Genomic DNA, 22,746 nt, shown 5'->3' with positions numbered 1-22,746 from the left:
ATCTAGCTCCCTTGATGCTTCGCGACTGGCGCGCAGACCGCGCCTGTCTTCTCCAGATGATGCGCAAGGCGCAGGACGATATCCTCGCGCCACGGCGCAGCGATAAGCTGCACGCCGATCGGCAGCTTTTCTCCGTCGGTCCAGACCGGCACGGAAACGACCGGCAGACCGATGAAGGAAATCGGCTGTGTGAAGATCCCCATATTCGGCCTGACCGGCATCTCGACGCCGTCGAGCACCATGGTTTGCTGGCCGATCTTAGGCGCGCGGCAGGGTGTCGCCGGCGCCAGGATCACATCGACCTCCTCGAACAGCTTCAAGACGGTATCGCGGAAGATGCGGCGCAGCTTTTGCGCCTTGGTCACCCAGGCGCCCGGGATCATGGCGCCGGCGATCAGCCGGTCGCGGACGTCGGGATCGTAATCGGCGTGGCGGGTTCTCATCCGGTCGAGATGCAGCGATGCGCCCTCGGCCATGGTGATCAGATAGGCCGCGCCGCGTGCCGCTTTCGCGTCGTCGATGTCCACCGTCCGTGTGGTGTTGACCGCGGCGGCGACACGCTCCACGGCTTCAAAGGCCTCGGGCAATGCCCCCGACGCGAAATAGCCGCCCGCTTTCGCGATCCTCAGCCCTTCGATGCCCCGGTCCAGTTCGCCTGTAACCGGTTCGACGGCGCGATCCGAGCAGGCGGGATCATGCGGATCGGGCCCCTGCATCGCATCGTAGGAAAGCGCGAGGTCGGCAGTCGAACGGGCGATCGGGCCGAGATGATCGAGACTTGCCACGAAAGGAAAGGTCCGGCCGCGCGACAAGCGTCCATAGGTTGGTTTCAGTCCGAACAGCCCGCACAGCGATGACGGCACGCGGATGGACCCGTTGGTGTCGGAACCAAGCGTGATCGGCACCATGCCCGACGCCGTCGCCGTGCCGGACCCGCCCGAAGACCCGCCCGACATGTGATCGGGATCATGCGGATTGCGCGACGCGCCGTCATGAACGTTCTGACCAGTGAAGTCGTAGGCGTATTCGCCCATATTGAGCGCGCCGGTAAGGATGGCGCCTGCGGCTTCCATGCGCCGGATCAGGGTCGCGTCCTCGCCGGCCGGCGGCAGATCGCGGTTGATCTTCGAGCCCGCGAGCGTCGAAATTCCCTTCACGTCGAACAGGTTCTTGACGGCAAAAGGCACGCCGGCAAGCGGTCCGGGGTCGCGCCCGGCAGCGATATCGGCATCCACGCTATCCGCCCTGGAAAGCGCGCGCTCCGCCGTGATCGCGGTAAATCCGTTGAGCGAGGGATTGAGTTCTTCGGTGCGCGCGAGCGAAGCCTCAACGGCCGCACGCGCCGTCATGGAGTCGTTCCTGACGGCTGCGGCGATGTCCGCGCCGGTCATTCCGGTAAAATCGGTCATGCTTTGAAAACCGGCGCCGGTTCGGCCTCGTCCGACGTCTCGAAGGCGAGAACGTCCTGCGCGATCGTATGCGCCACCGCCAGATGCCCCGCGATACCGGCGCGATAGGCCTCCTCGACCGGCAGGCCCAGATAGGCCGCCATCGCATCGATCAGGCTGTCGATTTCCTGTTTGTCGTCGGTCATGCCGTCGCCTCCGCTTCCTCCAGCGCCGCGCGCAGATCATCGAGCGAAGCGACCCATCCGACGATGCCACCCTGCGCCACGATCATTTCGATCGTCGACGCCTTGAACTCGGGAAAATAGCTTTCGGTGGCTTCCTCGATCAACAGGCACTCGTAACCGCGATCATTGGCCTCGCGCATCGAGGTCTGTACGCAGACCTCGGTCGTCACGCCGGCGAAGACCAGATGGGTTATGCCGGCGCCGCGCAGCTTCTCGTGCAGCCCGGTCGCCCAGAACATGCCCTTGCCGGGCTTGTCGATGACGATCTCGCCGGTGTGCGGCGCGAGGTCCGGTACGATCTGGTTGCCCGGCTCGCCCGTTACCAGCAGCCTGCCCATCGGCCCTTCCTCGCCGATCTTAATCGCCGCGTTGCCGCGCCGGATCTTGGAGGGCGGGCAATCGGACAGGTCGGTGCGATGCGCTTCGCGCGTATGCACGATCGGCCAGCCGCGTTCGCGAAACAGCGCGATCAGCGCCGCCGTGTCGGGAATGATCGCCGAAAGACGCGAGACGTCGTTTCCGAGTGCATCGCCGAATCCGCCCGGCTCGATGAAGTCGCGCTGCATGTCGATGACGACGAGCGCGGTCTTGCCGGGCTTGAGCATGAAGTCGTAGGGCCGTGCCTTGACGCTTACCATCTCAATGCCCCGCCATGTAGGTGCCGATGGTGTTGCGGTCGGTTTCGCCGATCGGCGAGACATAGGTGATCTTGCCTTCCGACATCACCGCCACGCGGTCTGACAGTTCGAGAATCTCATCGAGATCTTCCGAGACGAGCAGCACCGCCGCGCCATTGTTGCGCTGGTCGATGATCTGCGCCCTGATCTCGGCCACGGAGGCGAAATCGAGGCCGAAGCACGGATTGGCGACGATCAGCACCTTGACCTCGTGCGAAAGCTCCCGCGCCAGGATGGCGCGCTGCACATTGCCGCCGGACAGGTTCTCGATCGGCGTGTCGGTGGACGGCGTCTTGACCCGGTAGCGCTCGATCAGCCCTGCGGCGCGGGTCTTCATGGCGGTCGGTTTCAGCCACCATCCGGCATTTGCCTCCGGTGGCTTGTCGAAGGTGCGGAACGCGATGTTCTCCGCCACGCTCATGCGCGGCACCGCCGCATTGCGCAGGGGTTCCTCGGGCAGGCCGAACACCTTGAATAGGTCGTAGCCGGCGCGCGAGCAGTCGAAGGGCTTGCCGTTGATGAAGACGCCGCCATCCTCAATGGGCCGCTGGCCGGACAGGGCCTCGACCAGTTCCGACTGGCCATTGCCGGACACGCCCGCGATCCCGACGATCTCGCCGCCCGCGACCTTGAGATTGACGCCGTCAACCGTTGGAATCCCTTCCTCGTCCTTGACGACGACGCCCGCCAGTTCGACGTTCACCGCGCTTTCGACACCGGCCTTTCGCTCGGCGCTTTTGCGGATTTCGGCTTCGCCGATCATCATGCGCGACATCTCCTCGGTGGAGAGATCCCCGACCTTGCCGCCGCCGGCATATTTGCCGCGCCTGAGGACCGTGACATTGTCCGTGAACGCCTTCACCTCACGGAACTTGTGCGTGATCATCAGGACCGTGATGTCACCCGCCCGCGCCATGTCGTGGAGCAGGCCAAGCACCTCGTCGGCCTCGCCGGGCGTCAGCACCGATGTCGGCTCGTCGAGGATCAGGAAATGCTGGTCGAGATAGAGCTGCTTGAGGATCTCGAGCTTCTGCTTTTCGCCGGCGGAGAGCGTTGCGACCGGCTCCGTCAGCGGCACCCGGAACGGCATGCGGTCCATGAAGGCTTCGAGATCGCCGATCTCCTTCTTCCAGTCGATCACGGCCGGCACGTTGGCGCGGCTGATCACCATGTTCTCCGCCGCTGTGAGGCAGGGCACCAGCGTGAAATGCTGGTAGACCATGCCGATGCCGGCGGAGTGCGCATCCTGCGGATGGCGGATCGGCGTCTCCTGTCCGTTGACGAGCAACTGCCCGTGCGTCGGCTGGTAGAACCCCATAATGCATTTCACCAGCGTCGATTTGCCGGCCCCGTTCTCGCCGAGCAGCGCATGGAATTCGCCGGGCTGGACCTTGATGGACACATCGTCGAGCGCCACCAGCGAGCCGAAGATCTTCGACATGCCGACCGTCTCGATACCGATGGCCCGCTTCGATTCCGCCGGCGCTTCGGGGGTGAGGACCGCGCTATCCATCAGATCGTCTCCACGGTTTCGAGGAATTGGGCGCTGGTCGCCACGGCGCCGAAGACACCGCCCTGCATTTTGATCATGTCGAGCGCGGCGAGATGGTTTTCGTGTTTCGTCGCGGCCGTGCAGTCGGAGAGCAGCAGGCACTCGTAGCCGCGATCATTGGCGTCGCGCATCGTGGTGTGGACGCAGACATCCGTCGTCACGCCCGTCAGCACGATGTTGCGGATGCCCTTCGTCTGCAGCACGAGGTCGAAATCGGTCGCCAGGAACGATCCCTTGCCCGGCTTGTCGATGATCGGTTCTCCGGCGACGGGCTGAAGTTCCGGAATGATCTCCCAGCCCGGTTCGCCGCGCACGAGAATGCGGCCGCATGGCCCCTGGTCGCCGATCCCCGCGCCGATGCGCTGCGAGCGCCAGCGCTTGTTCGCCGGCAGGTCGGAGAGGTCCGGCTTGTGGCCCTCGCGGGTGTGAATGACGGTGAAGCCCTTTGCGCGGACGCCATCCAGCAGTGCCGCAATCGGTTCGATCGGCGCGCGCGTCAGCGACAGGTCGTAGCCCATGGAATCGACATAGCCGCCGGGGGCGCAGAAATCGGTCTGCATGTCGATCACCACGATCGCCGTGTTCTCTGGGCGAAGATCGCCGTCGAATGGCCAGGGATAAGGGTCCGCGTCCACGGTCCGCGCATTGGCCATCAGCGCCGCCTCGATCCGTTCGTCGCCGAGCTTGTCCATGATTCTACTCCGCCGCCTCGCGCGCCTTTTCGCCGTAAAGGCGGTCGGGCTTGGGGAAGCCGCAGGACGTGCCGTCGGTGTGAACCACCTCGTCCTCCCAGGGCAGCTTGTATTGCCCGGCCACCATGTCCTGCATGAAGGTGTAGGGGCAATCGCCCGCTCCGCCCTTCACGGCGACATAGCCGCGATGGCCGAACTGGTGGATGTTGTTTTCGACCGACCAGTATTTGCGCGCCTCGCGCACCAGATCGGGCCGCACTTCGGCGGTGATGATTTCGTCCGCCCGTCCCGTCGTGCCATGGGCAATCACCGTGCCGTCGAAATTGACGATCATGCCTTCGCCCATGGAATCGAAGGTTCCGTCCGAACCGCACATGCAGACATTTGCGGTCACCATCAGGTTCTGGAAGGCGTTTGCCTGGTTGGTGAAGCGCCAGCTGTCGCGGATGGGCGCGGTATAGCCCGCCGTGCGCAGCATGATCTCCGCGCCCTTGTAGGCGCATTCGCGCGCCATTTCCGGAAACATTCCGTCATGGCAGATGATCAGGGCGAGCTTCGCGCCCTTTGGCCCGTCGATCACCGGGATGCCCAGATCGCCCGGCTCCCACGGTTCGACCGGCACCCAGGGATGCAGCTTGCGGTAATAGAGCTGCATCTCGCCCTGGTCGTCGATGACGATACCCGAATTATAGGGCATGCCGCCGGGATTGTGCTCCATGATCGAGAAGCAGCCCCAGATCGCATTGTCCTTGCAGGCCTGCTTTAACGCCGCCACTTCCGGTCCGTCGATAGAGCACATGATCTCCGGATTTGTATCCATCGACAGGCCGTGCAGCGCGTATTCGGGAAAGACGACGAGATCCATGGTCGCCATGTTGCGCCGCGCCTTGGCGACCATGGCGACGACCTTATCGGTCTGCGCCGCAAGGTCGGCCGGCGTCTCGACGACGGGCAATTGCAGCTGCACCAGCCCGATCACCACGCCGTTCGGTGTCTTGTTCAGTCCGCCGAGTGCACTCATGAGCCGGTCCCTTCTATTTGGTGATCGAAAGTTCGCCCGGCGCTTCGCGTGCCGAGGAAGACGACCGCGCCGATGCGATCATGATGAAAAGCGTCAGGATGTAGGGCGCGGCATTGAAGAAGTAGTAGCCCTGGCTGATGCCGACGGACTGCAATGCCGGACCGATCGCGCCAGCCGCGCCGAACAGCAGGGCGGCCACGATGCAGCGAAGCGGGTTCCAGCGCGCGAAGATGACGAGCGCGACGGCCATCAGACCCTGGCCCGACGAGAGCCCTTCGTTCCAGCTTCCCGGATAGGAGAGCGACAGGAACGCCCCGCCGACACCGGCGAGGAAGCCGCCGATCGCCGTCGAGGCGATGCGCACCTGGTAGGGCTGCACGCCCATCGCGCGGGCCGCCGGCTCGGAATCGCCCGTCATGCGCACGATCAGGCCCCAGCGCGAATTGGCGAAGGCCCACCACATCACGAGCGCGACGAGAATGCCGACGAAGAAGAGCGGGTTGATGTCGAGCGCCTGGCGCAGGCTGGCATTGTCGCTCCAGCCGCCAAGCGGCAGCGCCTCGAGGCGTGGCGCCGATGGCTGGATATAGGGCTTGCCGAAAAAGAACGCGACGCCGGTGCCGAATGACATCATCGCGATGCCCACGGCGATGTCGTTGACCCGCGGCAGCGAGCAGATGAGGCCGTGCATCGAGCCCAGGAACACGCCGGACAAGCCGGCGGCGAGCACGCCGAGCCAGGGATTTCCGGTGTGATAGGAGACCGCGTAGGCGACCATGGCGCCAAGCACGAGATTGCCTTCGAGGCCCAGATTGATGCGGCCGGATTTCTCGGTCAGCGTTTCGCCGAGCGCGACGAACATGAAGGGCGTCGAAACCCGGATCGCGCCACCGAGCATGGAAATCAGGATCGTGGCCAGAATACCGTCGCTCATGTCCGTTCCGTCCCCGTCCTCGGCTGGAAAATGGCGAAGCGCCCGTACAGCGTCTCGCTGGTCAGAAGCACCACGAAGATGATGCCCTGCAGCACCAGTGCCGTGGCGTCGGGCATGTCCATGCGGCGCTGGATCAACCCGCCGGAGGCGGCGATGGAGCCGAACATGATTGCGACCGGCACGACGACAACCGGATTGTGCCGGGCGAGGAAGGAAACCAGGATGCCGGTGAAGCCGTAACCGGCGACCAGCGACGCGTTCGCCTGGCCATGGATCGCGGCGACCTCGTAATAGCCGGCGAGGCCGGCGCAGGCGCCCGCGATCGCCGTGCAGGCTACGACCAGCGTGCCGACGGGAAGCCCCTGCGCCAGCGCTGCGCGGGGATTGCCGCCGGTCACGCGTGCTCCAAATCCGAATGTGGTCCGTGTCATCAGGACTTGAAGAGCGATGGCGAGTACGATGCCGGCGGCTAACCCCCAGTGGATGTCGGTGCCGGGGATCGAGCCGACCATGTAATCCTCGCCGATGGGCATGGTCGAAGGCTTGTTGGCCGATCCGGGATCGCGCAACGCGCCTTCGACGAAGAAATTCATGATGGCGATGGCGATATAGGTCATCAGCAATGACGAGATCGTCTCGTTGACACCGCGCGCATGGCGCAGCCAGCCGACGATGCCGATCCACGCTCCGCCAACGGCCATGGCGGCGAGCGCCATGAGGGGCATGGTGAGAATGGACGGCACGCCGCCGGAAACCAGCGGGACGGCGATGGCGGCGGCGGAAAAGCCGCCCAGCACCAGCGCCCCTTCGGCGCCGATCATCGTCAGGCCGATCTGGGCGGGAATTGCGAAGGCCAGACCGCACAGGATCAGCGGCGCTGCGCGTTGCAGCGTGTTCTGGATCGAAAAGGACGTTCCGAACCCGCCGCGCCAAAGCAACTGGAAGTAGTCTACCGGCGACTTGCCGAGCAGGAGCAGGAAGAGTGAAAAGATAAGCGCCGAGACCAGCAACGCGCCGACAGGGATGGCGACCGCCTCGGCCCATGCCCGCAATTTGGTGCTGTCGGTCAACCGGACCGGAGTGTCTGTGGTGACTGCCGTCATCTGCCTGCCGCCGAAAATGGAGATAGGGAGGGGCGGCCGAAGCCGCCCCGAGCGCATGATGCGATCAGGTGATCGAGCCGGAAACGCCTTCCAGCAGGTAGTTCATGCCGTCGAGTGTCGGATCGTAATTGTCGTAGGTCTTGTCGATGACGACATTGCCCTTGTTGTCCTTGAGCGGACCGACATAGATCGGCTCTTCGGCCTTGAGCGCCTCGATGGCGGCGTCGGCCGCCTTGATGGCTTCCGGTGTCGCGCCAGCTCCATAGGGCGTGTTGCGGACCATGTCGTTGTGGTAGCCGCCGGCGACGAAGTTCGGCAGTTCCTCGCCCGCTGCCAGCAGATCGGCATACATGGTGTAGATGGTTTCCCACTTGTATTCCGCGCCTGTGATGAAGCCTTTCGGCGCGAGCGGCGCCTGCGAAGCGTTGTGGCCGCAGCTCTTCACGCCGCGCGCTTCGGCCGTCTCGATGACGACTTTCGGCCCGTCGACGTGGCAGGTCAGGACATCGCAGCCCGCATCGGCGAGCGCGTTGGCGGCTTCCGCTTCGCGAACCGGCATTGACCATTCGCCGGTGAAGATCACCTGTACTGTCGCTTCCGGATTGACGCTGCGCGCGCCAAGCAGAACCGAGTTGATGTTGGAGAGCACCGTGGGGATCGGCTTGGCGGCGACGAAGCCGATCTTGTTGGTCGTCGTGGACAGGCCGGCGGCGACGCCATCCACATAATGCGCCTGGTTCAGGTAGCAGAAATAGCTGCCGGCATTCTTCGGGTCGGTATCGGCGTTCCACAGCGGCGCCGCGTGACGGAACTGCACGTCCGGATATTTCTTCGCCAGATCGACGACGAACGGATTGTAGTAGCCGAACGAGGTGGCGAGGATCAGATTGGCGCCGTCGAGATTGATCATCGACTCCATGGATTTGGCCACGGCGTCGGTCTCCGGAACGTTTTCCTCCTCGATGACCTCGACATTCGGGACCCCCTTGAGGATGTCCATCGCGACCGCATGGGCCTGGTTCCAGCCGAAATCGTCGCGCGGGCCGACATAGACCGCGCCTAGAATGACGTCGGCGGCCTGCGCCGACCGCATCGCGCCGAGCGGCAGAGCGGTCGAAGCCAGGCCTGCCGCGCCGGCCTTGAGCAATGTGCGTCTTGATACACCGTAATTTGCCATGTTCAGGCTCCTGTTTTGCTTCCCTGTCGGATGACGCGCTGCACAGCGCCTCCTGAAAAGGGTCAGGCAATCCACATGCCAAATCTCCGTCGCAGCGCGAGGAAATTGCAACATTTTGATTTTTAAGGGGAATTGGTGTTGCTCGGGCTTTTCGGCCGGATCGGCCACAAGGGCGGGCAGCACCATGGAAGTTTATTAATTAGACGCAAAAATAGAAATGCCTATAATATAGGCACGGAAATGCGTTCGGCATACAATTCGGGAATCCTGACTCCCGGACCCGGAGGCGTGCCTTGTCGCCTCAGACCAGGCCGCTCTTCTCGTAGGTCGGGTTGAGCCGGCTCATCAGGTAGTCGTCGCCGCGGATCGGCGGATATTTGGCAGGGTTTTCCGCGGTTGCGCAGCCCGGCAGGCATTCGACGATCGCTTCCGGGTTCGGGTCGAGGAAAAAGGCTACGGAGTAGCGTTCGCGTCCGGGCGGGCTGACGACCCTGTGCGGGGTCGAGACGTAGGTGTCGTTCGTCCAGCGCATCAGGCAATCGCCGATATTGCAGACATAGGTATCCGGGATATAGGGAGCCGAAAGCCACTCGCCGTCGCGCGTCCGCACTTCCAGACCGCCGACCTCGTCGGTCGCCAGCAGCGTGACGCAGCCATAGTCGGTGTGCTCGCCTGCGCCGAGTTGGCCTTCCTCGTCCAGCGCAACCGGCCGTCCGGGGTAGTGCAACAGTCGCAGCGTCGCGAGCGGCCGGTCGAGCTTGTCCTCGAAGAAATCCGTCGGAATGCCGAGATCCGTGGCGAAGGCCTCGTGCAACTTGCAACCCAACGACCAGACCGCGTTGAAATAAGCGAGCATGGTTTCACGGAAACCCGACATCTCCGGCCAGCGATTGAGGGCGCGAAACATCGCGCCATTGATGATCTCGGGATCGTCGGACGGAAGATCGAGCCCGATGTTGAAGGCCTCCTTCAGATCGGGTGCCTTGCTCGGATCGAGCGACTCGCCCTTCATCGGGATAAATCCGCGATTGCCGGTCGCCACGGAAAACAGCGCCTTGCGCTTGTCTTCCTCCGGGCTCGAGAAGAACTTTGCCGCAACGTCGAAGACATCCTGGCGCAACTCCGATGGTACGCCGTGTCCGGTGACGTAGAAGAAGCCGATGCCGCGGCAGGCTTCGCCAATTTGGTCCGCGACGAGCTGGCGTCCGGCCTCGCCGCCGGTGAACAGCGGCTGCATGTCGATTACGGGAATTGCTTTCTCGGTCATGGGATTTCCTCAGTCAAAAATTCTCGCGGCGGCAGTGTGTTCGGCGATCAGGGCGGACACGTCGAGACCGGGGATCGCGCCGTCGATCACCCGCCAGATGCCAGCCACCATAACGCGATCGGCGCGCGTCGCGCCGCAATGCACGAGCGCGGCGATCGGATCGTGCTGGCCCGAAAAGCGCATCTCGTCGAGCGTGAACAGCGCGAGGTCGGCCTGTTTGCCGGGCGCGATCTCGCCGATGTCGTCGCGCCCGAGACAGCGCGCCGAGCCCTTGGTCGCCCAGCGCAGCGCGTCGCGATGGGTTACCTTGTCGGCAGAGCGATAGCCGAGACGGTTGACCATGAGCGCGTGGCGCACTTCTTCCATCAGGTTGGAGCCGTCATTCGAGGCCGAGCCATCGACGCCGAGGCCGACCGGGCTTCCCGCCGCTTCCAGTTCCAGCGTCGGGCAGAAGCCGGAGGCGAGCACCGCGTTCGACGTGGCGCAATGGCACACGCCGACACCGTGATGGCCGAGCTTCGAGCAGTCGTCCGCGGTGAAATGGATGCCGTGCGCCAGCCATGTGCGCGGCTGCAGCCAGCCGCAATCCTCCAGCCAGTCGATGGGGCGGTAGCCGAAGGTCGCCTTGCAGAACGCCTCTTCGTCTTCCGTCTCCGCGAGATGGGTGTGCAGGCGGCAATCATAACGGTCCGCGAGCTCCGCGCTGCTGCGCATCACCTCCCGCGAGACATTGAAAGGCGCGCAGGGCGCGAGCGCGATCTGCGTCATCGCTCCGTCGGACGTGTCGTGATAGGTTTGAAGGACGCGCTCGCTGTCGGCGAGGATCGTCTCCTCGTCCTGGACGATGTGATCCGGTGGCACGGCGCCGTCCTTTTGCGAAAGCGACAGCGAGCCGCGTGTGATCGTGGCGCGAAGACCCAACGCCCGCGCCTCCTCGACCTCGATATCGGTGGCGTCTTCAAGACCCTTGAAGACCATGTAGTTGTGATCCATCGCGGTCGTGCAGCCCGACAGCAGCAATTCCGCCATGGCGAGCCGCGCCCCGATGCGGAACATGTCGCGATTGAGCCGCCCCCAGATCGGATAGAGTGCGACCAGCCAGGGAAACAGCTCGCTGTTATAGGCCTTGGGATGCGCCCGGCTCAGAGTCTGGAAGAAATGGTGATGCGTATTGATCAGGCCGGGGATGATGACATGGCGGCTGGCGTCGAAACGCTCATCGACCGTTTGCAGCGGCTCGCGGCCGGCCGGCACCAGTTCGACGATCCGTCCGCCCTCGACCACGAGTCCGCCACCCGCATCGTCCGCCAGAATGGCCAACGGATTCATGATCCACAGTCGCATGCGCATTCGCCCCAATGTCCGACGGGTCGGCACCCGTTCTTTTGCACTGCAACAAATCACACTCTCGGGCGCGCTCAAAGCCTAAAGATTGGGCAGGAAGGGGCGCGCGGACTGCCTAGAGCGCCTGTTCGTCCTCGCCGAAGAAGTGCAGGCGTTCCGGCTCGAATTGCAAGCCGACGGTCTTGCCGCGTATGTCTTCCGGGACGTCCGATGTGCGGATGATGACCTGTCCGGCTTCCGCGCAGTCGAGATAAAGATAGGTGTCGGCGCCGAGATATTCGGCGACCTCGACCTTGCCGGTGCAGACGGCCCCCTCGGGGTCGGTCAGGCCGATATGTTCAGGCCTGATCCCGAGCTTTACGGCCGGTTGCGCGCGGTCATACGGGCCGGTCCCGTGACCGGGGATGCGATAGGTCTGCCCGTCGGTCTCGCAGGGCAGGACGTTCATCTTCGGCGACCCGATGAACTGCGCCACAAACAGGTTGTCCGGCTTCTCGTAAAGCGTGCGCGGCGCCCCGACCTGCATGATGACGCCGTCCTTCAGAACGACGATCCGGTCGGCGAGCGTCATCGCCTCGACCTGGTCATGGGTGACGTAGACCATGGTCGTGCCGAGCGTTTCGTGAAGCTTGGCGATCTCGAAGCGCATCTCGACGCGCAGCGCCGCGTCGAGGTTCGACAGCGGTTCGTCGAACAGGAACCCGCGCGGTTCGCGCGTGATCGCCCGTCCGATGGCGACACGCTGGCGCTGACCGCCGGAAAGCGCCTTCGGCTTCCGGTCGAGCAGGTTTTCCAGCTTCAGGATGCGCGCCGCTTCGCCGACCTTCGAGGCGATGTCGGATTTCGATTCCCCCGCCGTCTTCAGGCCGAAGCCCATATTCTCGCCGACGGTCATGTGCGGGTAGAGCGCATAGGACTGGAACACCATGGACAGGCCGCGCTCGGACGGCAGTTTTGCCGTCACATCCTCGCCGTCGATCAGAATTCGCCCGCGTGACGTTTCCTCGAGCCCCGATATGAGGCGCAGGAGGGTGGATTTTCCGCAGCCGGACGGACCGACGAAGATCACGAGTTCGCCGTCGAGGATCTCAAGGTCGACGCCCTTGATCACCTGTACATTGCCGAACCACTTCTCGACCTTTTCAAGCTGGATCGCGCCCATATTTTCTCCTCACACGTCCCCGGCGGCACGGCCGCCGCCAAGCGTCAGATAGATCGCCGCCGTCCAGGTGAAGTCGGGTCCCCCCAGGCCTTCGCCCGTCATCGGATCGAAATATTCATAGAAGCCGGAACGGTCCGGCAGCCGCAGGCAATCGTCGCGCAGCCGCGCGGCCATTGCCGCATGGCCATGCTCTTCGAGCCCGATGGCGATCATGTAGTTCATCACGCTCCAAACCGGCCCGCGCCAGTAGCGCCGCGATTCGAACGCTTCGTCGCGCGGATCCCAGCTCGGGAAACCGTATTCGCAGATATCGAGGATTTCACCGCCATGCCCGGCAAGTTCGGAAAGTTGCGCGGGCGTTCCCGCATCGGCGTAGAAGGCGAGCATCGAGGCATTGGTCAGCGCCGTGGACAGGTCTCCGCTGCGCAATTCGCGAGCGACGAACGCCCCGGCATCCGGCCGCCACATCTGTTGCGCGCCTTCCTTCGACAGGGCGATCCAGTCCTCGATCTCGCCGGCGTCGAAATCCTCGCCAAGCAGATTGCCGAGTTCGAGTAGATCCCGGTCGCCGCGCATCAGCGTGAATTGCACGCCGGGATCGGCCATGAAGAATGGGCCTTCGGCAGCGATCTTGCGATGGTCCCATCCGCATTCCCGGCCGAATTTCACGATCGTCAGGTAACGGTCATATTGCTGCACGGTCGGACGCTCGTCTGCATCGACATGATCGGTGTCGCGGCGGTGATAGGGGCCCAGATCGTCGGGCACGACGATCCTGTCCATGCCGAGATCCCAGTCCGGACAGTTGTCGCGGCCCGATTCCCAGGGATGGATGATCCCGACGAGGCCCGTCCTGTCCGGATCGCGATAATCGTGCCACCAGTGGTGCGACGCGACCAGCTTCGGAAACAGGCGCCGCGCCCGGGCGATGTCGTCCGCCCCGCCGGTCTTCGCCAGCGTCAGGATCACGCTCGCCGCAACCGGCGGCTGGGAGTGCCCCGACGACATCGGATCGGTGTTGGACTGCCAGATCCCCGGACCTGGGAAATAGCTCGGATCGTTCTTGCGGAAGACGATATGGGGCACCATGCCGTCGGCCCATTGGGCGTCGAACAGCGTCTCGATCTCCTGCCATGCGCGCGCCCGGTCGAAGACGGCGAAGCCGAGCGCCGCGAAGATCGAATCCCAGTTCCACTGATAGGGATAGAGACCGGCGGTCGGCACGGTATAACCGCCCCGATCGTTCGCCAGCAGGATCTCTTTCGCCCGTTCGGCGGATTGCCGAAGTTTTTGCATACCTAACCTTTCACGCTGCCGGCGGTCAGGCCGGAAACGAGGAACCGTTCGAACCACAAGAAGATGACGAGCACAGGGATCGTCGCCACCACGGCGCCGGCCATCAGGTGCTGGCGGGGCACTTCCGAGGAGTTGAGGGAGACGACACCGCGCGACAGCGTGAAGATGTCGACATTGTCGAGGAACATGAAGGCGAAGAGGAACTCGTTCCACGCGATCATGAAGACATAGAGCGCGACCGAGGCCAGCGCCGGAAGCGACAGCGGCAGCGTGATCTTCAGGATCACGCCGATCCGCGTCAGCCCGTCCATCAGCCCGGCTTCTTCCAGCTCCGACGGAATGCCTCGGAAATAGCCCTGCAGCATGTAGAGCGCGACGGGAATCGTCGTCGCCGGATAGACGATCATCAGCCCGGTCAGCGTGTTGCGCAGGCCAAGCTGCGAGAAGGCGGCATAGAGCGGGATCACCAGCACGATGGCCGGCACCATGTAGATCAACAGGATCGACTGGGACAGGAACGCCTGACCGGGAAACCGCAGCCGCGCAACCGCATAGGCGCCGGGCACGGCGAAGAACAGGGTGATGATCACCGTCGCCACCGAGACGATCGCCGAGTTCGTCAGGAAGGTGCCGAAATGATAGGTCGAGAACAGCTCGATATAGGAGCGGAACAGCCCGGCGGGGCCTTGCGCGAAATCGAGCGAGAAATCGAGCGGATTGGCGATCAGCGACTGCTGACTTTTCAGGCTCGTCATTACCATGACGTAGAATGGCAGCGCGACGAGGACGGTGAAGAACACCAGTCCGAGCCCCTTCATCAGCCGGATGAACACGACCTCCAGGTGGTAGCGCGACAGCCGCCCGCCGCTGATACCCCTCGTGCAATAGGAGACCGACAGCCAGATCATGCCGACGATCGCCGCAATCGCGACGATCTGATAGGCGGGCACGGCCGAGAGCGGCAGGCCGAGCGGCGCGCCGAGCGTGGCGACGGCGAGGACGATGACGATCAGCGCCACCGTGCCGATCTGCAGGCCGGGCGTCCGGCGTTCGGGATCGATCACGGTCAGCAGCGCGCCCGCGCCCGCGCCGGCCAGCACCGCCGCGCCGACCGGCGGCCGGGTGATCGCGCCGGAAACCAGCATGAAGGTGATGGCGATGACCACCATCCAGACAAGGCCCCAGATGGCGCCGATGACAATGCCCGAAAAGAAACCTGTTCCGATCCGCATCAGCCTTCATCCTTCGGCGAGTATTTGAAGAAGACCAGCGAGAACAGGAGCAGGACGATGAAAACGACCACGGCAACCGCGGCCCCCGCGCCGAGATTGGAAACGGCGAAGGCCTGTTCATAGACGTCGACCGTGAGCGTGCGCGTGCCGGCCGCCCCGCCGGTCAAAAGGAAGATGTCGTCGAACTTGTTGAAGGTCCAGATGAAGCGCAGCAGGAACAGGACCGCGAGAATGCCGACGAGCTGCGGCAGCGAGATGTACCAGAATTGTTGCAGCGGGGTCGCGCCGTCGATCTCGGCGGCCTCGTACATTTCCGAGGAAAGCGACTGCATGCGCGCCAGGATGAACAGGAATGACAACGGGAAATAGCGCCACGCCTCGAAGGCGATCACCGTCGAGAGCGCCACCGGGAAATCGATTGTGAGCCCGAACAGATTAAGCGGGACGGACCGCTGCCCGAAGAAGTTGATCGGCCCGTCGATCACGTCCATCTGTCGCAGGATCGAGTTCAGCGTGCCCGAGAACGGATCGAGCAGGACGATCCACGTAAAGGCCACGGCAATCACCGGCGCGACATAGGGAAACAGGAAAAGGCCGCGCAGGATCGACCGTCCCTTGAAGGCCGTGTTGAGCAGTTGGGCGGCGAACAGCCCCACCACCAACGCGCCTGCCGTCCCGAAGATCGTGTAGTAGAGCGTCACCCGAAGCACCGACCAGAAGTCGGACGACGAGAAGATGCGCGAGAAGTTTTCCAGCGTGAAGTCGAAGTTGGTCAGGATGTTGTCGGACGTGCCCGAGGACTGCGCCTCGCTGTCGCGCGGGCTGACGGGGTTGGCGACGTAGCCCCCATCGGCCGTCACCTCGATCGCGATCGTCTCGCGATGGCGCGGCTCGATGTCGCCGAGGAAGCAGGTGATGACGCTGTCCGTCACCTTGCATCGTTCGTCGGGCTGGCCGGTGACCGTCAGTCCTTCGGGAAGGGTGTCGGTAAAGCCTGCGGCATGGATGACCTTGTCCTGCGAGGAATTGCGAAGGCGGTATTCCAGCCTCGCCGTGGCGCCCGGTTCGTCCAGGTCGCCGCGCAGGCGTTCGTTGACGAACAGCGCCGCCGGGCGCAGGTCGCCGAGGCCCACCGGCTTGAAGGATATCCAGAAATTGGCGAGCAGCGGTCCGAGCACGATGGCCAGCACGATCGCGAAGGTCGGAAGCAGCATGCCATAGGCAAGCCCCATCTCCCGCCGGGCCATCGGGCCGAGCCGGTCGGGCGGCGCCACTGCGCCCTCCTTGTCCGTCAGGTCGGTCATGTCTCGTTATCCCGCCGCATGATGGCGGGCCGGCCTTCTGCGGGCCGGCCCACCTTGTCGATCAGTTGATGGCAGCCAGTTCGTCGTTGAGCTTCGAAACGGCCGCCGCCGCGTCGATCTCGCCGTCGATATACTGGCGCACGACCTGATTGATGATCTGGCTGTTGATCATCTTGGAGGCGAGCGAGAGCTGGTTCTCCTTGACGCCCCAGCGTGCCGCGGTTTCGAGACCGGAAGTGATGCGGCCCACCGTTTCAGCCGGATAGAGTTCCGACATCGGCGCCTTGCGGTCGACGCCGACAGGCAGCGTGGCCCAGCCGTCGACGAATTTCGAAGCCTCGTCCGGCGTGCCCTTGCGGACCGGGAACTTGCCTTCGGGCGCCATCGACAGCGTGTCCAGATAGCCTTCGTTCATGGAGAACTTGACGAAATCGGCGGCGACGTCGGTATTCGCGTCCGCCGTCACGCCGAAATAGCGCACGTCGGCCCAGGCCGCGCCGTCAGGATTGGACGGGCCGGAGAAGGTCGTGACCACGTCGGTCTTCGAGGCCAGTTCGGTCGAGGTCGGATCGTCGTTGATCGTCGGCGGTGCGGAATCGCGCAGGCCCGCCAGCTCGTCCAGGATGAAGGGCGACCAGATGATCATCGCCGCATTGCCTGAGAAGTAGAGCTCGCGCGACTGCTTCCAGAACAATTCGCCGGGCGGCGATGCCTCGGCGAGCGCCTTGTAGAAGTCCAGTACCTCGGTCGTCGCTTTTTCGTCGAGCGGCTTGAAGCCGTTCTCGTCGACCGGCGTGACGCCGTTGGCGAGGAAGACATGCTCCAGCACCTGGCTCATGAAGTTCTCGTCGATCTTGGTCGCGGCGACGAAGCCGTACATCTCCGGCGGATTGTGCAGCTTGGCGATCGCGGCTTCGATGTCCTCATAGGAATCGGGCGCGTCGAGGCCGGCCTCGTCGAAGAGGTCCTTGCGGTAGACGATCATCTGCGTCCAGCCATCGACCGGCACGGCAGCCGTCAGGCCGTCGAAATCGGCCATCGAGATCGGACCGGGCGCGAAGGTGTCGACACCGAGGTCCTCGACGATCTCGTCATCCGTCTCGACATCGAGAATGCCGGCTTCCGCCCAGGGCAGGACATATTGCAGCGTGGTGTAGATGACGTCCGGCAGGTCGTTGGCGGCGAAGGCCGCCGTGGCGCGGGTGCCGAGTTCGGATTCCGTGACCGGGATCACCTCAACGTCGTGGCCAGTCTTTTCCTTGAATGCCGCGGCGATGCTCTCCTGGACGGCGAGGCGCTCGGGCTGTTCCTCCGTCGTCCAGAAGCGGATCGTATCGGCCTGGGCGATGGTGATGGCGCTTGCCGAAAGCAGCAATGCACCGGTGGCAATCTTCAGATTTTTCATATGTCTCTCCCTAATAATCTGCCTGTTTTCAGGCGTTTCTAATTGGCGGTGAATCCGTTTGCCTCCTTACAAGATCCGCCGGAATGATCTTTTGTTGCGATGCCGGGTCGTCTCCGGCGATAACGGCCATGAGCATCCACGCCAGCTGGCTTCCCGCACTTCTCAGCGGTTGCGCCATCGTCGTCAGCGCCGGATGGGTGTGTTCGCCCATCGGAATGCCGTCATATCCAATGACCGAGATCTCGCGGCCCGGAACCAGCCCGGCCTCGCGAATGGCTTTCATCGCGCCGATGGCGACCATGTCTGCGACGCAGACGACTGCCGTGGGACGGTCCGCGATGTCGAGAAGCGCCTGCATCGCGGTGTAGCCGGTTTCGAGTGTCGTTTCGGATGCCGCTTCGAGCGCGGGGTCGGTTGCAAGACCTGCCTCGGTGAGCGCATGCCGGTATCCCTTCAGGCGTTCGGCCGCGAAATTGTATCTCAGCGGCCCGTGGATATGGGCAATGCGCGTGTGGCCCAGGCCGATCAGGTGGGCGGTCGCGAAGCGCGCGGCTTCGAAATTGTCGACGTCGAGCCAGGCGTGATCGTCCGAATTCGTGGTCCGGCCATGGGTGATGAAGGGAATTTTCATCGCCCGCATCGTCTCGACGCGCGGATCGTGGCCAAGCGTGCGCGAAATCACGATGCCGTTCGCGCGCCCGGCCTTTGCGATCCGCTCGATCGTGGCCACTTCCTCTTCCTGCGAGCGCGGCGCGGCGACGCTGAGGTCCCATCGGCGTTCCGACAGAACCGCCGAAATACCGTCCAGCAGCTCACCAAGGAACGGGTCGGCGATATGGGTGCTCTGCCAGGGCATGACATAGGCGATGCATTCCGCATTGCCGAGCGCCAGCCGCCTGGCGGCCGAATTCGGCTCGTAGCCCAGCCGGTCCGCGGCGTCGCGAACCCGCTCGCGTGTCTTCGCTGAAATGTCGGCATAACCGTTGAGAGCCCGGGAGACCGTACCTTCGGTCAACCCGAGTTGCCTGGACAAAGACTTCAGGCTCACCTCCCGCATGACCGAGACGCTATTCCGAAAGCGCTTTCGGAATCAAGCTGTAAGCTGTTGTCGGGAGAGCCTGGGTGCCGTCGCCTGGGCTTCTGGCCGGTCGGCGGAGAACCTGTCGGGCGTTGTCACAGAGGCGGAATTCCGCCGTTTCGCGGTGCCGGAGCCGAGCAAATGCACGGGCCGGAAAGCAGCAACAAAAAGCCCGCGCAGGAGGTCCAGCGCGGGCCGTCGAAACGATGGCGGGCTCGCCTCACCAGCTGTTGTAGCTCAGATACTTTCCGGACATTTCGACCTTCACGCGGTCGCCTTTCGGGTTCGGCACGCGGGTCACGTTCATGTCGAAGTCGATCGCCGACATGATACCGTCGCCGAATTCCTCGTGGATCAGCGCCTTGAGCGTCGGGCCGTAAACGCCGACGATCTCGTAGAAGCGGTAGATGCAGGGGTCGGTCGGCACGGTCTGTTCCCAGACCTTGGTCGGGCTTTCCGCCAGCACGTCGATCACCTCCTGCGGCAGGCCGAGCACCTGCACGAGCGATTGCGCCTTCTCCTTCGGCATGGCGTTCATGCCGACGCAGGCCGAATGCGTCCAGACAGCGGACATGCTGATCTTGTCGGCGATTTCCTCCCAGGTCATGCCGGCTTTCTTCTTGGCGGCCAGGATGATCAGCGCGACGTCGTCCTTGGTCAGCATCTGGGGAATTTCGATAGTCATGGCAGTAAGGTTCCTCGTTTTCCTATTCGTTTACCGCGCGCAGATGCGCGCCATGTCGGGGATCGTCGCTTTCATCGCCCTTGGTCTCTTCCAGGAGATCGATGCGCACGGTCTGCGGCGTGTTGCTGTCGCTTCCGGTTTGCTGTCCGGCCAGTTCCTTCGAGCGCGTGGCAAGGAAGTGCACCAGGTGATTGCGGATCGCGTAGTAGTTCGGGTGGTCGATGATCTGGTCGCGCTTGCGCGGCCGCGGAATGGTGATCTCGACCGACTCCGCAACGCGCGCATAGGGCCCGTTCGTCATCAGTAGGATCCGGTCCGCCAGCAGGATCGCCTCGTCGATGTCGTGGGTGATCATAAAGACCGTCTGCGACGTGCCGCTCCAGATCTTCAGGAGTTCGTCCTGGATCGTGCCGCGCGTCAGCGCGTCGAGCGCACCGAACGGCTCGTCGAGCAGCAGGAGCTTCGGGTGATTGGCAAAGGCACGCGCGATCGAGACGCGTTGGCGCATGCCGCCCGACAATTGCGCCGGCTTGCGATGGATCGTGTCTCCCTCGAGCCCGACCATGGCGAGGTACTGCGTCGAATGCTCGACGACCTTCGACCGCGACCATTCCGGGTACCGCGCCGCGACACCGAAGGTCACGTTCTTCAGCGCGGAGAGCCAAGGCAGCAGCGAGTAGTTCTGGAATACCACGCCGCGGTCGAGGCTCGGCCCGGAGACCTCCTTGCCGTCCATGAGAACGGCGCCGGATGTCGGTTCGGCAAGTCCGGCCAGGATGTTCATGATCGTCGACTTGCCGCAGCCGGAATGGCCGAGGATGCAGACGAACTCGCCTTTTTCGATCCCGAAACTGGCGTTTTCGAAGACGGTCAGGCTCTCGCCCTTGCCGGCGGGAAAACGCTGGGTGAGGTTTTCGATCGATAGGAATGCGTTTGACACGAAGTTCTCCTTACTCGGCATAGGCGACGGCGCGCTGCAGACGGCCGAAAGCCGCGTCCAGCGCCATGCCGACGACGCCGATCATCAGGATCGAGAAAATGACGGAGGTCAGGTCGAGATTGTTCCACTCGTTCCAGACGTAGTAGCCGATCCCGGTTCCGCCGACGAGCATCTCGGCGGCCACGATGACGAGCCAGGCGATGCCGATGGAAATCCGCATACCGGTCACGATGGTCGGTGCGGCGGCCGGCAGGATGACGGTGAGCGCGGTCTTCAAGGCGCCCAGCTCATGCGTGCGGGCCACGTTCACCCAGTCGGATCGGACCCCGGCGACGCCGAAGGCCGTGTTGATCAGCATCGGCCAGATCGAACAGATGAAGATCACGAAGATGGCGGAGGCGTTGGAGTCCTGGATGATGAACAGCGCCAGCGGCATCCATGCGAGCGGCGAGATCGGTCTCAGGACCTGGATGAACGGGTTCAGCGCCTTGTAGGCAACCGGGCTCATGCCGATCAGAAAGCCGATGGGGATCGCAACCAGCGCCGCGAGGAAATAGCCGGTCAGGACGCGGTAGAGCGAATAGGCGATCTGGATGCCGATTCCCTTGTCGTTGGGGCCGGCGTCGTAGAACGGGTTGGAAAGCTGTTCCCAGGCCTTCTGCAGGACCTGGCTCGGCGGCGGAACGCCGGCCTTCGGCGCGCCGCCCCCGGTCAGGCGTTCATATTCGGTCAGTTCGGTGGCCGCCTTCTGACCGGGGATCGCGGCCTCCCAGATCAGGAGGCCGGCAATCAGGATGATGAAGGACAGGATCGCTGCCCTCTGGTTGGTCGACAGGCGGTCCATGCGTCAGGCCCGCTTGATGTCGAAGGAGTCGACATAGGCTTCCGGCTCGGCCGGGTCGAACGACTTGCCCATGATCGTGTAGCTCTCATAGGTGACGTCCGGGGCCTCGTAGCCCAGATCCTTCATGATCTTGGCGCAGTCGGCGGCGAGATAGACATCCTCGGCGACCTTCTTGTAGTCGACGTCGCCCTCGATATAGCCCCAGCGCTTCATCTGCGTGAGAATCCAGACGCCCATCGAGTGCCACGGGAACGGATCGAAATCGATGCGGTCCGGCACCTGTTTCACCTCGCCGAGACCATCGGCATAGGTTCCGGTCAGAACCTGCTCGACCACCGGAACCGGCTGGTTGAGATAGTTGGTGGGCGAGATCGCCTCGGCGATTTCCTTCCGGTTTTCCGGGTTCGAGGCGTATTGCGTCGCATCGACGATCGATTTCAGAAGCGCGCCATAGGTGTTCGGCAGTTCCTCCGCGAAGGAGAGCGGGCAGGCGAAGGCGCAGCAAGGATGGCCTTCCCAGATCTCCTTGGTCAGGACGTGGATGAAACCGATACCTTCCCAGACGGCGCGCTGGTTGAACGGATCCGGCGACAGGTAGCCGTCGAGATTGCCGGCGCGCAGATTGGCGACCATCTCCGGCGGCGGAACGACGCGGATCTGGATGTCGGTGTCCGGGTCGATGCCGTGCTCGGCCACGTAGTAGCGCAGCAGGAAATTGTGCATCGAATATTCGAACGGGACGCCGAAGGTGAAGCCTTTCCAGTCCTTCGGATCGCGCTTGTCCTTGTGTTCGTTGGACAGCACGATCGCCTGGCCGTTGATGTTCTCGACGGCGGGCATGATGTAGGGCTCGGCAACGCTGCCCGCGCCGAGCGTCATCGCCAGCGGCATCGGTGTCAGCATGTGCGATGCATCGTATTCGCCGTTCAGCGACTTGTCGCGCGCCACGGCCCAGCCTGCGGTCTTGATAACCTGGGCGTTCAAGCCATGCTTCTCGTAGAAGCCCATCGGCTGCGCCATGATGATCGGCGTCGCACAGGTAATCGGAACGAAGCCGATGTTGAGATCGGTCTTTTCCGGCTTTCCGAGCGTATCCAGGATGGCGGCCTTGGCCTTGTCGACGGGAAAGACGGAAGCGAGCGCGGCGGCGAAGCTCGTGCCGCCGACCAGGCCCATGAAGGACCGGCGCGAAATGTCGTTCTGGTCGAACATCGAACGGACAATGGCGTTCTCGACGACACGCTCCATCATGTAGTCCGAGGACATGGTGTTGGGGTCGTCCGCGCTGAACGCCTGGCCGGTCGAGCAGGCATCGCAACCGCAGCCGGCGCCGTGCCGCAGATCGGTCTTGTGTGAAAACGGATTTCCGAGACTCTTGGTCATTGGGCTCCCTCGGGTGG

General features: G+C 63.6%; 21 protein-coding genes. All 21 read right to left on the bottom strand.

Annotated elements, in window-relative coordinates; all coding sequences use genetic code 11:
• Nucleotides 1–2 precede the first annotated feature (2 nt).
• Nucleotides 3–1,409, bottom strand: a complete 1,407-nt coding sequence (locus ACQK2M_RS22945; RefSeq protein WP_425419729.1) for an AtzE family amidohydrolase — start codon at nt 1,407–1,409, stop codon at nt 3–5.
• Nucleotides 1,406–1,594, bottom strand: coding sequence for a DUF4089 domain-containing protein (locus ACQK2M_RS22940; RefSeq protein WP_223476515.1), 189 nt, complete (start codon nt 1,592–1,594; stop codon nt 1,406–1,408). The genes ACQK2M_RS22945 and ACQK2M_RS22940 overlap by 4 nt, the downstream gene beginning before the upstream one ends.
• Nucleotides 1,591–2,271: a cysteine hydrolase family protein gene (locus ACQK2M_RS22935; protein WP_425419728.1), complete on the bottom strand. Its 681-nt coding sequence runs from the start codon at nt 2,269–2,271 to the stop codon at nt 1,591–1,593. The genes ACQK2M_RS22940 and ACQK2M_RS22935 overlap by 4 nt, the downstream gene beginning before the upstream one ends.
• 1 nt (nt 2,272) lies before the next feature.
• Nucleotides 2,273–3,823, bottom strand: a complete 1,551-nt coding sequence (locus ACQK2M_RS22930; RefSeq protein ID WP_425419727.1) for an ABC transporter ATP-binding protein — start codon at nt 3,821–3,823, stop codon at nt 2,273–2,275.
• Nucleotides 3,823–4,554, bottom strand: coding sequence for a cysteine hydrolase family protein (locus tag ACQK2M_RS22925; protein ID WP_425419726.1), 732 nt, complete (start codon nt 4,552–4,554; stop codon nt 3,823–3,825). The genes ACQK2M_RS22930 and ACQK2M_RS22925 overlap by 1 nt, the downstream gene beginning before the upstream one ends.
• A 4-nt stretch (nt 4,555–4,558) precedes the next feature.
• Entirely contained in the window at nt 4,559–5,575 is a 1,017-nt protein-coding gene (locus tag ACQK2M_RS22920) for a formamidase (protein ID WP_425419725.1), read from the bottom strand.
• A 13-nt stretch (nt 5,576–5,588) separates the two neighbouring features.
• A complete protein-coding gene (locus tag ACQK2M_RS22915; protein ID WP_425419724.1) occupies nt 5,589–6,509 on the bottom strand; it encodes an ABC transporter permease in 921 nt (306 codons plus the stop codon).
• The gene (locus ACQK2M_RS22910; protein WP_223476509.1) at nt 6,506–7,612 is read right to left on the bottom strand and encodes an ABC transporter permease; all 1,107 of its coding nucleotides are present in this window, start codon (nt 7,610–7,612) and stop codon (nt 6,506–6,508) included. The genes ACQK2M_RS22915 and ACQK2M_RS22910 overlap by 4 nt, the downstream gene beginning before the upstream one ends.
• A gap of 64 nt (nt 7,613–7,676) precedes the next feature.
• Nucleotides 7,677–8,789, bottom strand: coding sequence for a BMP family ABC transporter substrate-binding protein (locus ACQK2M_RS22905; RefSeq protein ID WP_223476508.1), 1,113 nt, complete (start codon nt 8,787–8,789; stop codon nt 7,677–7,679).
• A gap of 301 nt (nt 8,790–9,090) precedes the next feature.
• On the bottom strand, nt 9,091–10,056 hold the full coding sequence (locus ACQK2M_RS22900) for an isopenicillin N synthase family dioxygenase (protein WP_425419723.1): 966 nt from the start codon (nt 10,054–10,056) through the stop codon (nt 9,091–9,093).
• 9 nt (nt 10,057–10,065) lie between these two features.
• A complete protein-coding gene (locus ACQK2M_RS22895) occupies nt 10,066–11,400 on the bottom strand; it encodes an 8-oxoguanine deaminase (protein WP_425419722.1) in 1,335 nt (444 codons plus the stop codon).
• A gap of 115 nt (nt 11,401–11,515) precedes the next feature.
• Complete coding sequence (locus tag ACQK2M_RS22890; protein WP_425419721.1) at nt 11,516–12,562, bottom strand: ABC transporter ATP-binding protein; 1,047 nt, start codon at nt 12,560–12,562, stop codon at nt 11,516–11,518.
• Between the two features lie 9 nt (nt 12,563–12,571).
• Complete coding sequence (locus ACQK2M_RS22885; protein ID WP_425419720.1) at nt 12,572–13,858, bottom strand: MGH1-like glycoside hydrolase domain-containing protein; 1,287 nt, start codon at nt 13,856–13,858, stop codon at nt 12,572–12,574.
• 2 nt (nt 13,859–13,860) lie between these two features.
• A complete protein-coding gene (locus tag ACQK2M_RS22880; RefSeq protein WP_425419719.1) occupies nt 13,861–15,090 on the bottom strand; it encodes a carbohydrate ABC transporter permease in 1,230 nt (409 codons plus the stop codon).
• Complete coding sequence (locus ACQK2M_RS22875; protein WP_425419718.1) at nt 15,090–16,394, bottom strand: carbohydrate ABC transporter permease; 1,305 nt, start codon at nt 16,392–16,394, stop codon at nt 15,090–15,092. Before ACQK2M_RS22875 ends, ACQK2M_RS22880 begins: the two co-directional genes overlap by 1 nt.
• A 61-nt stretch (nt 16,395–16,455) precedes the next feature.
• On the bottom strand, nt 16,456–17,799 hold the full coding sequence (locus tag ACQK2M_RS22870) for an ABC transporter substrate-binding protein (protein WP_425419717.1): 1,344 nt from the start codon (nt 17,797–17,799) through the stop codon (nt 16,456–16,458).
• Between the two features lie 28 nt (nt 17,800–17,827).
• Complete coding sequence (locus ACQK2M_RS22865) at nt 17,828–18,814, bottom strand: LacI family DNA-binding transcriptional regulator (RefSeq protein WP_425419716.1); 987 nt, start codon at nt 18,812–18,814, stop codon at nt 17,828–17,830.
• A gap of 283 nt (nt 18,815–19,097) precedes the next feature.
• A complete protein-coding gene (gene cynS, locus ACQK2M_RS22860) occupies nt 19,098–19,562 on the bottom strand; it encodes a cyanase (RefSeq protein WP_223476499.1) in 465 nt (154 codons plus the stop codon).
• A gap of 22 nt (nt 19,563–19,584) precedes the next feature.
• Nucleotides 19,585–20,502, bottom strand: a complete 918-nt coding sequence (locus ACQK2M_RS22855) for an ABC transporter ATP-binding protein (protein WP_425419715.1) — start codon at nt 20,500–20,502, stop codon at nt 19,585–19,587.
• Nucleotides 20,503–20,512: 10 nt separating this feature from the next.
• Nucleotides 20,513–21,346: a nitrate ABC transporter permease gene (ntrB, locus tag ACQK2M_RS22850; RefSeq protein WP_425419714.1), complete on the bottom strand. Its 834-nt coding sequence runs from the start codon at nt 21,344–21,346 to the stop codon at nt 20,513–20,515.
• Nucleotides 21,347–21,349: 3 nt separating this feature from the next.
• A complete protein-coding gene (locus ACQK2M_RS22845) occupies nt 21,350–22,729 on the bottom strand; it encodes a CmpA/NrtA family ABC transporter substrate-binding protein (protein WP_425419713.1) in 1,380 nt (459 codons plus the stop codon).
• Nucleotides 22,730–22,746 lie beyond the last annotated feature (17 nt).

The organism is Oricola indica (genome assembly GCF_965227485.1).
Taxonomy (GTDB): Bacteria; Pseudomonadota; Alphaproteobacteria; order Rhizobiales; family Rhizobiaceae; genus Oricola; species Oricola indica.
The sequence above is the reverse complement of the archived record's forward strand: the minus strand, read 5'-3'. Positions and strand labels throughout refer to the sequence as shown.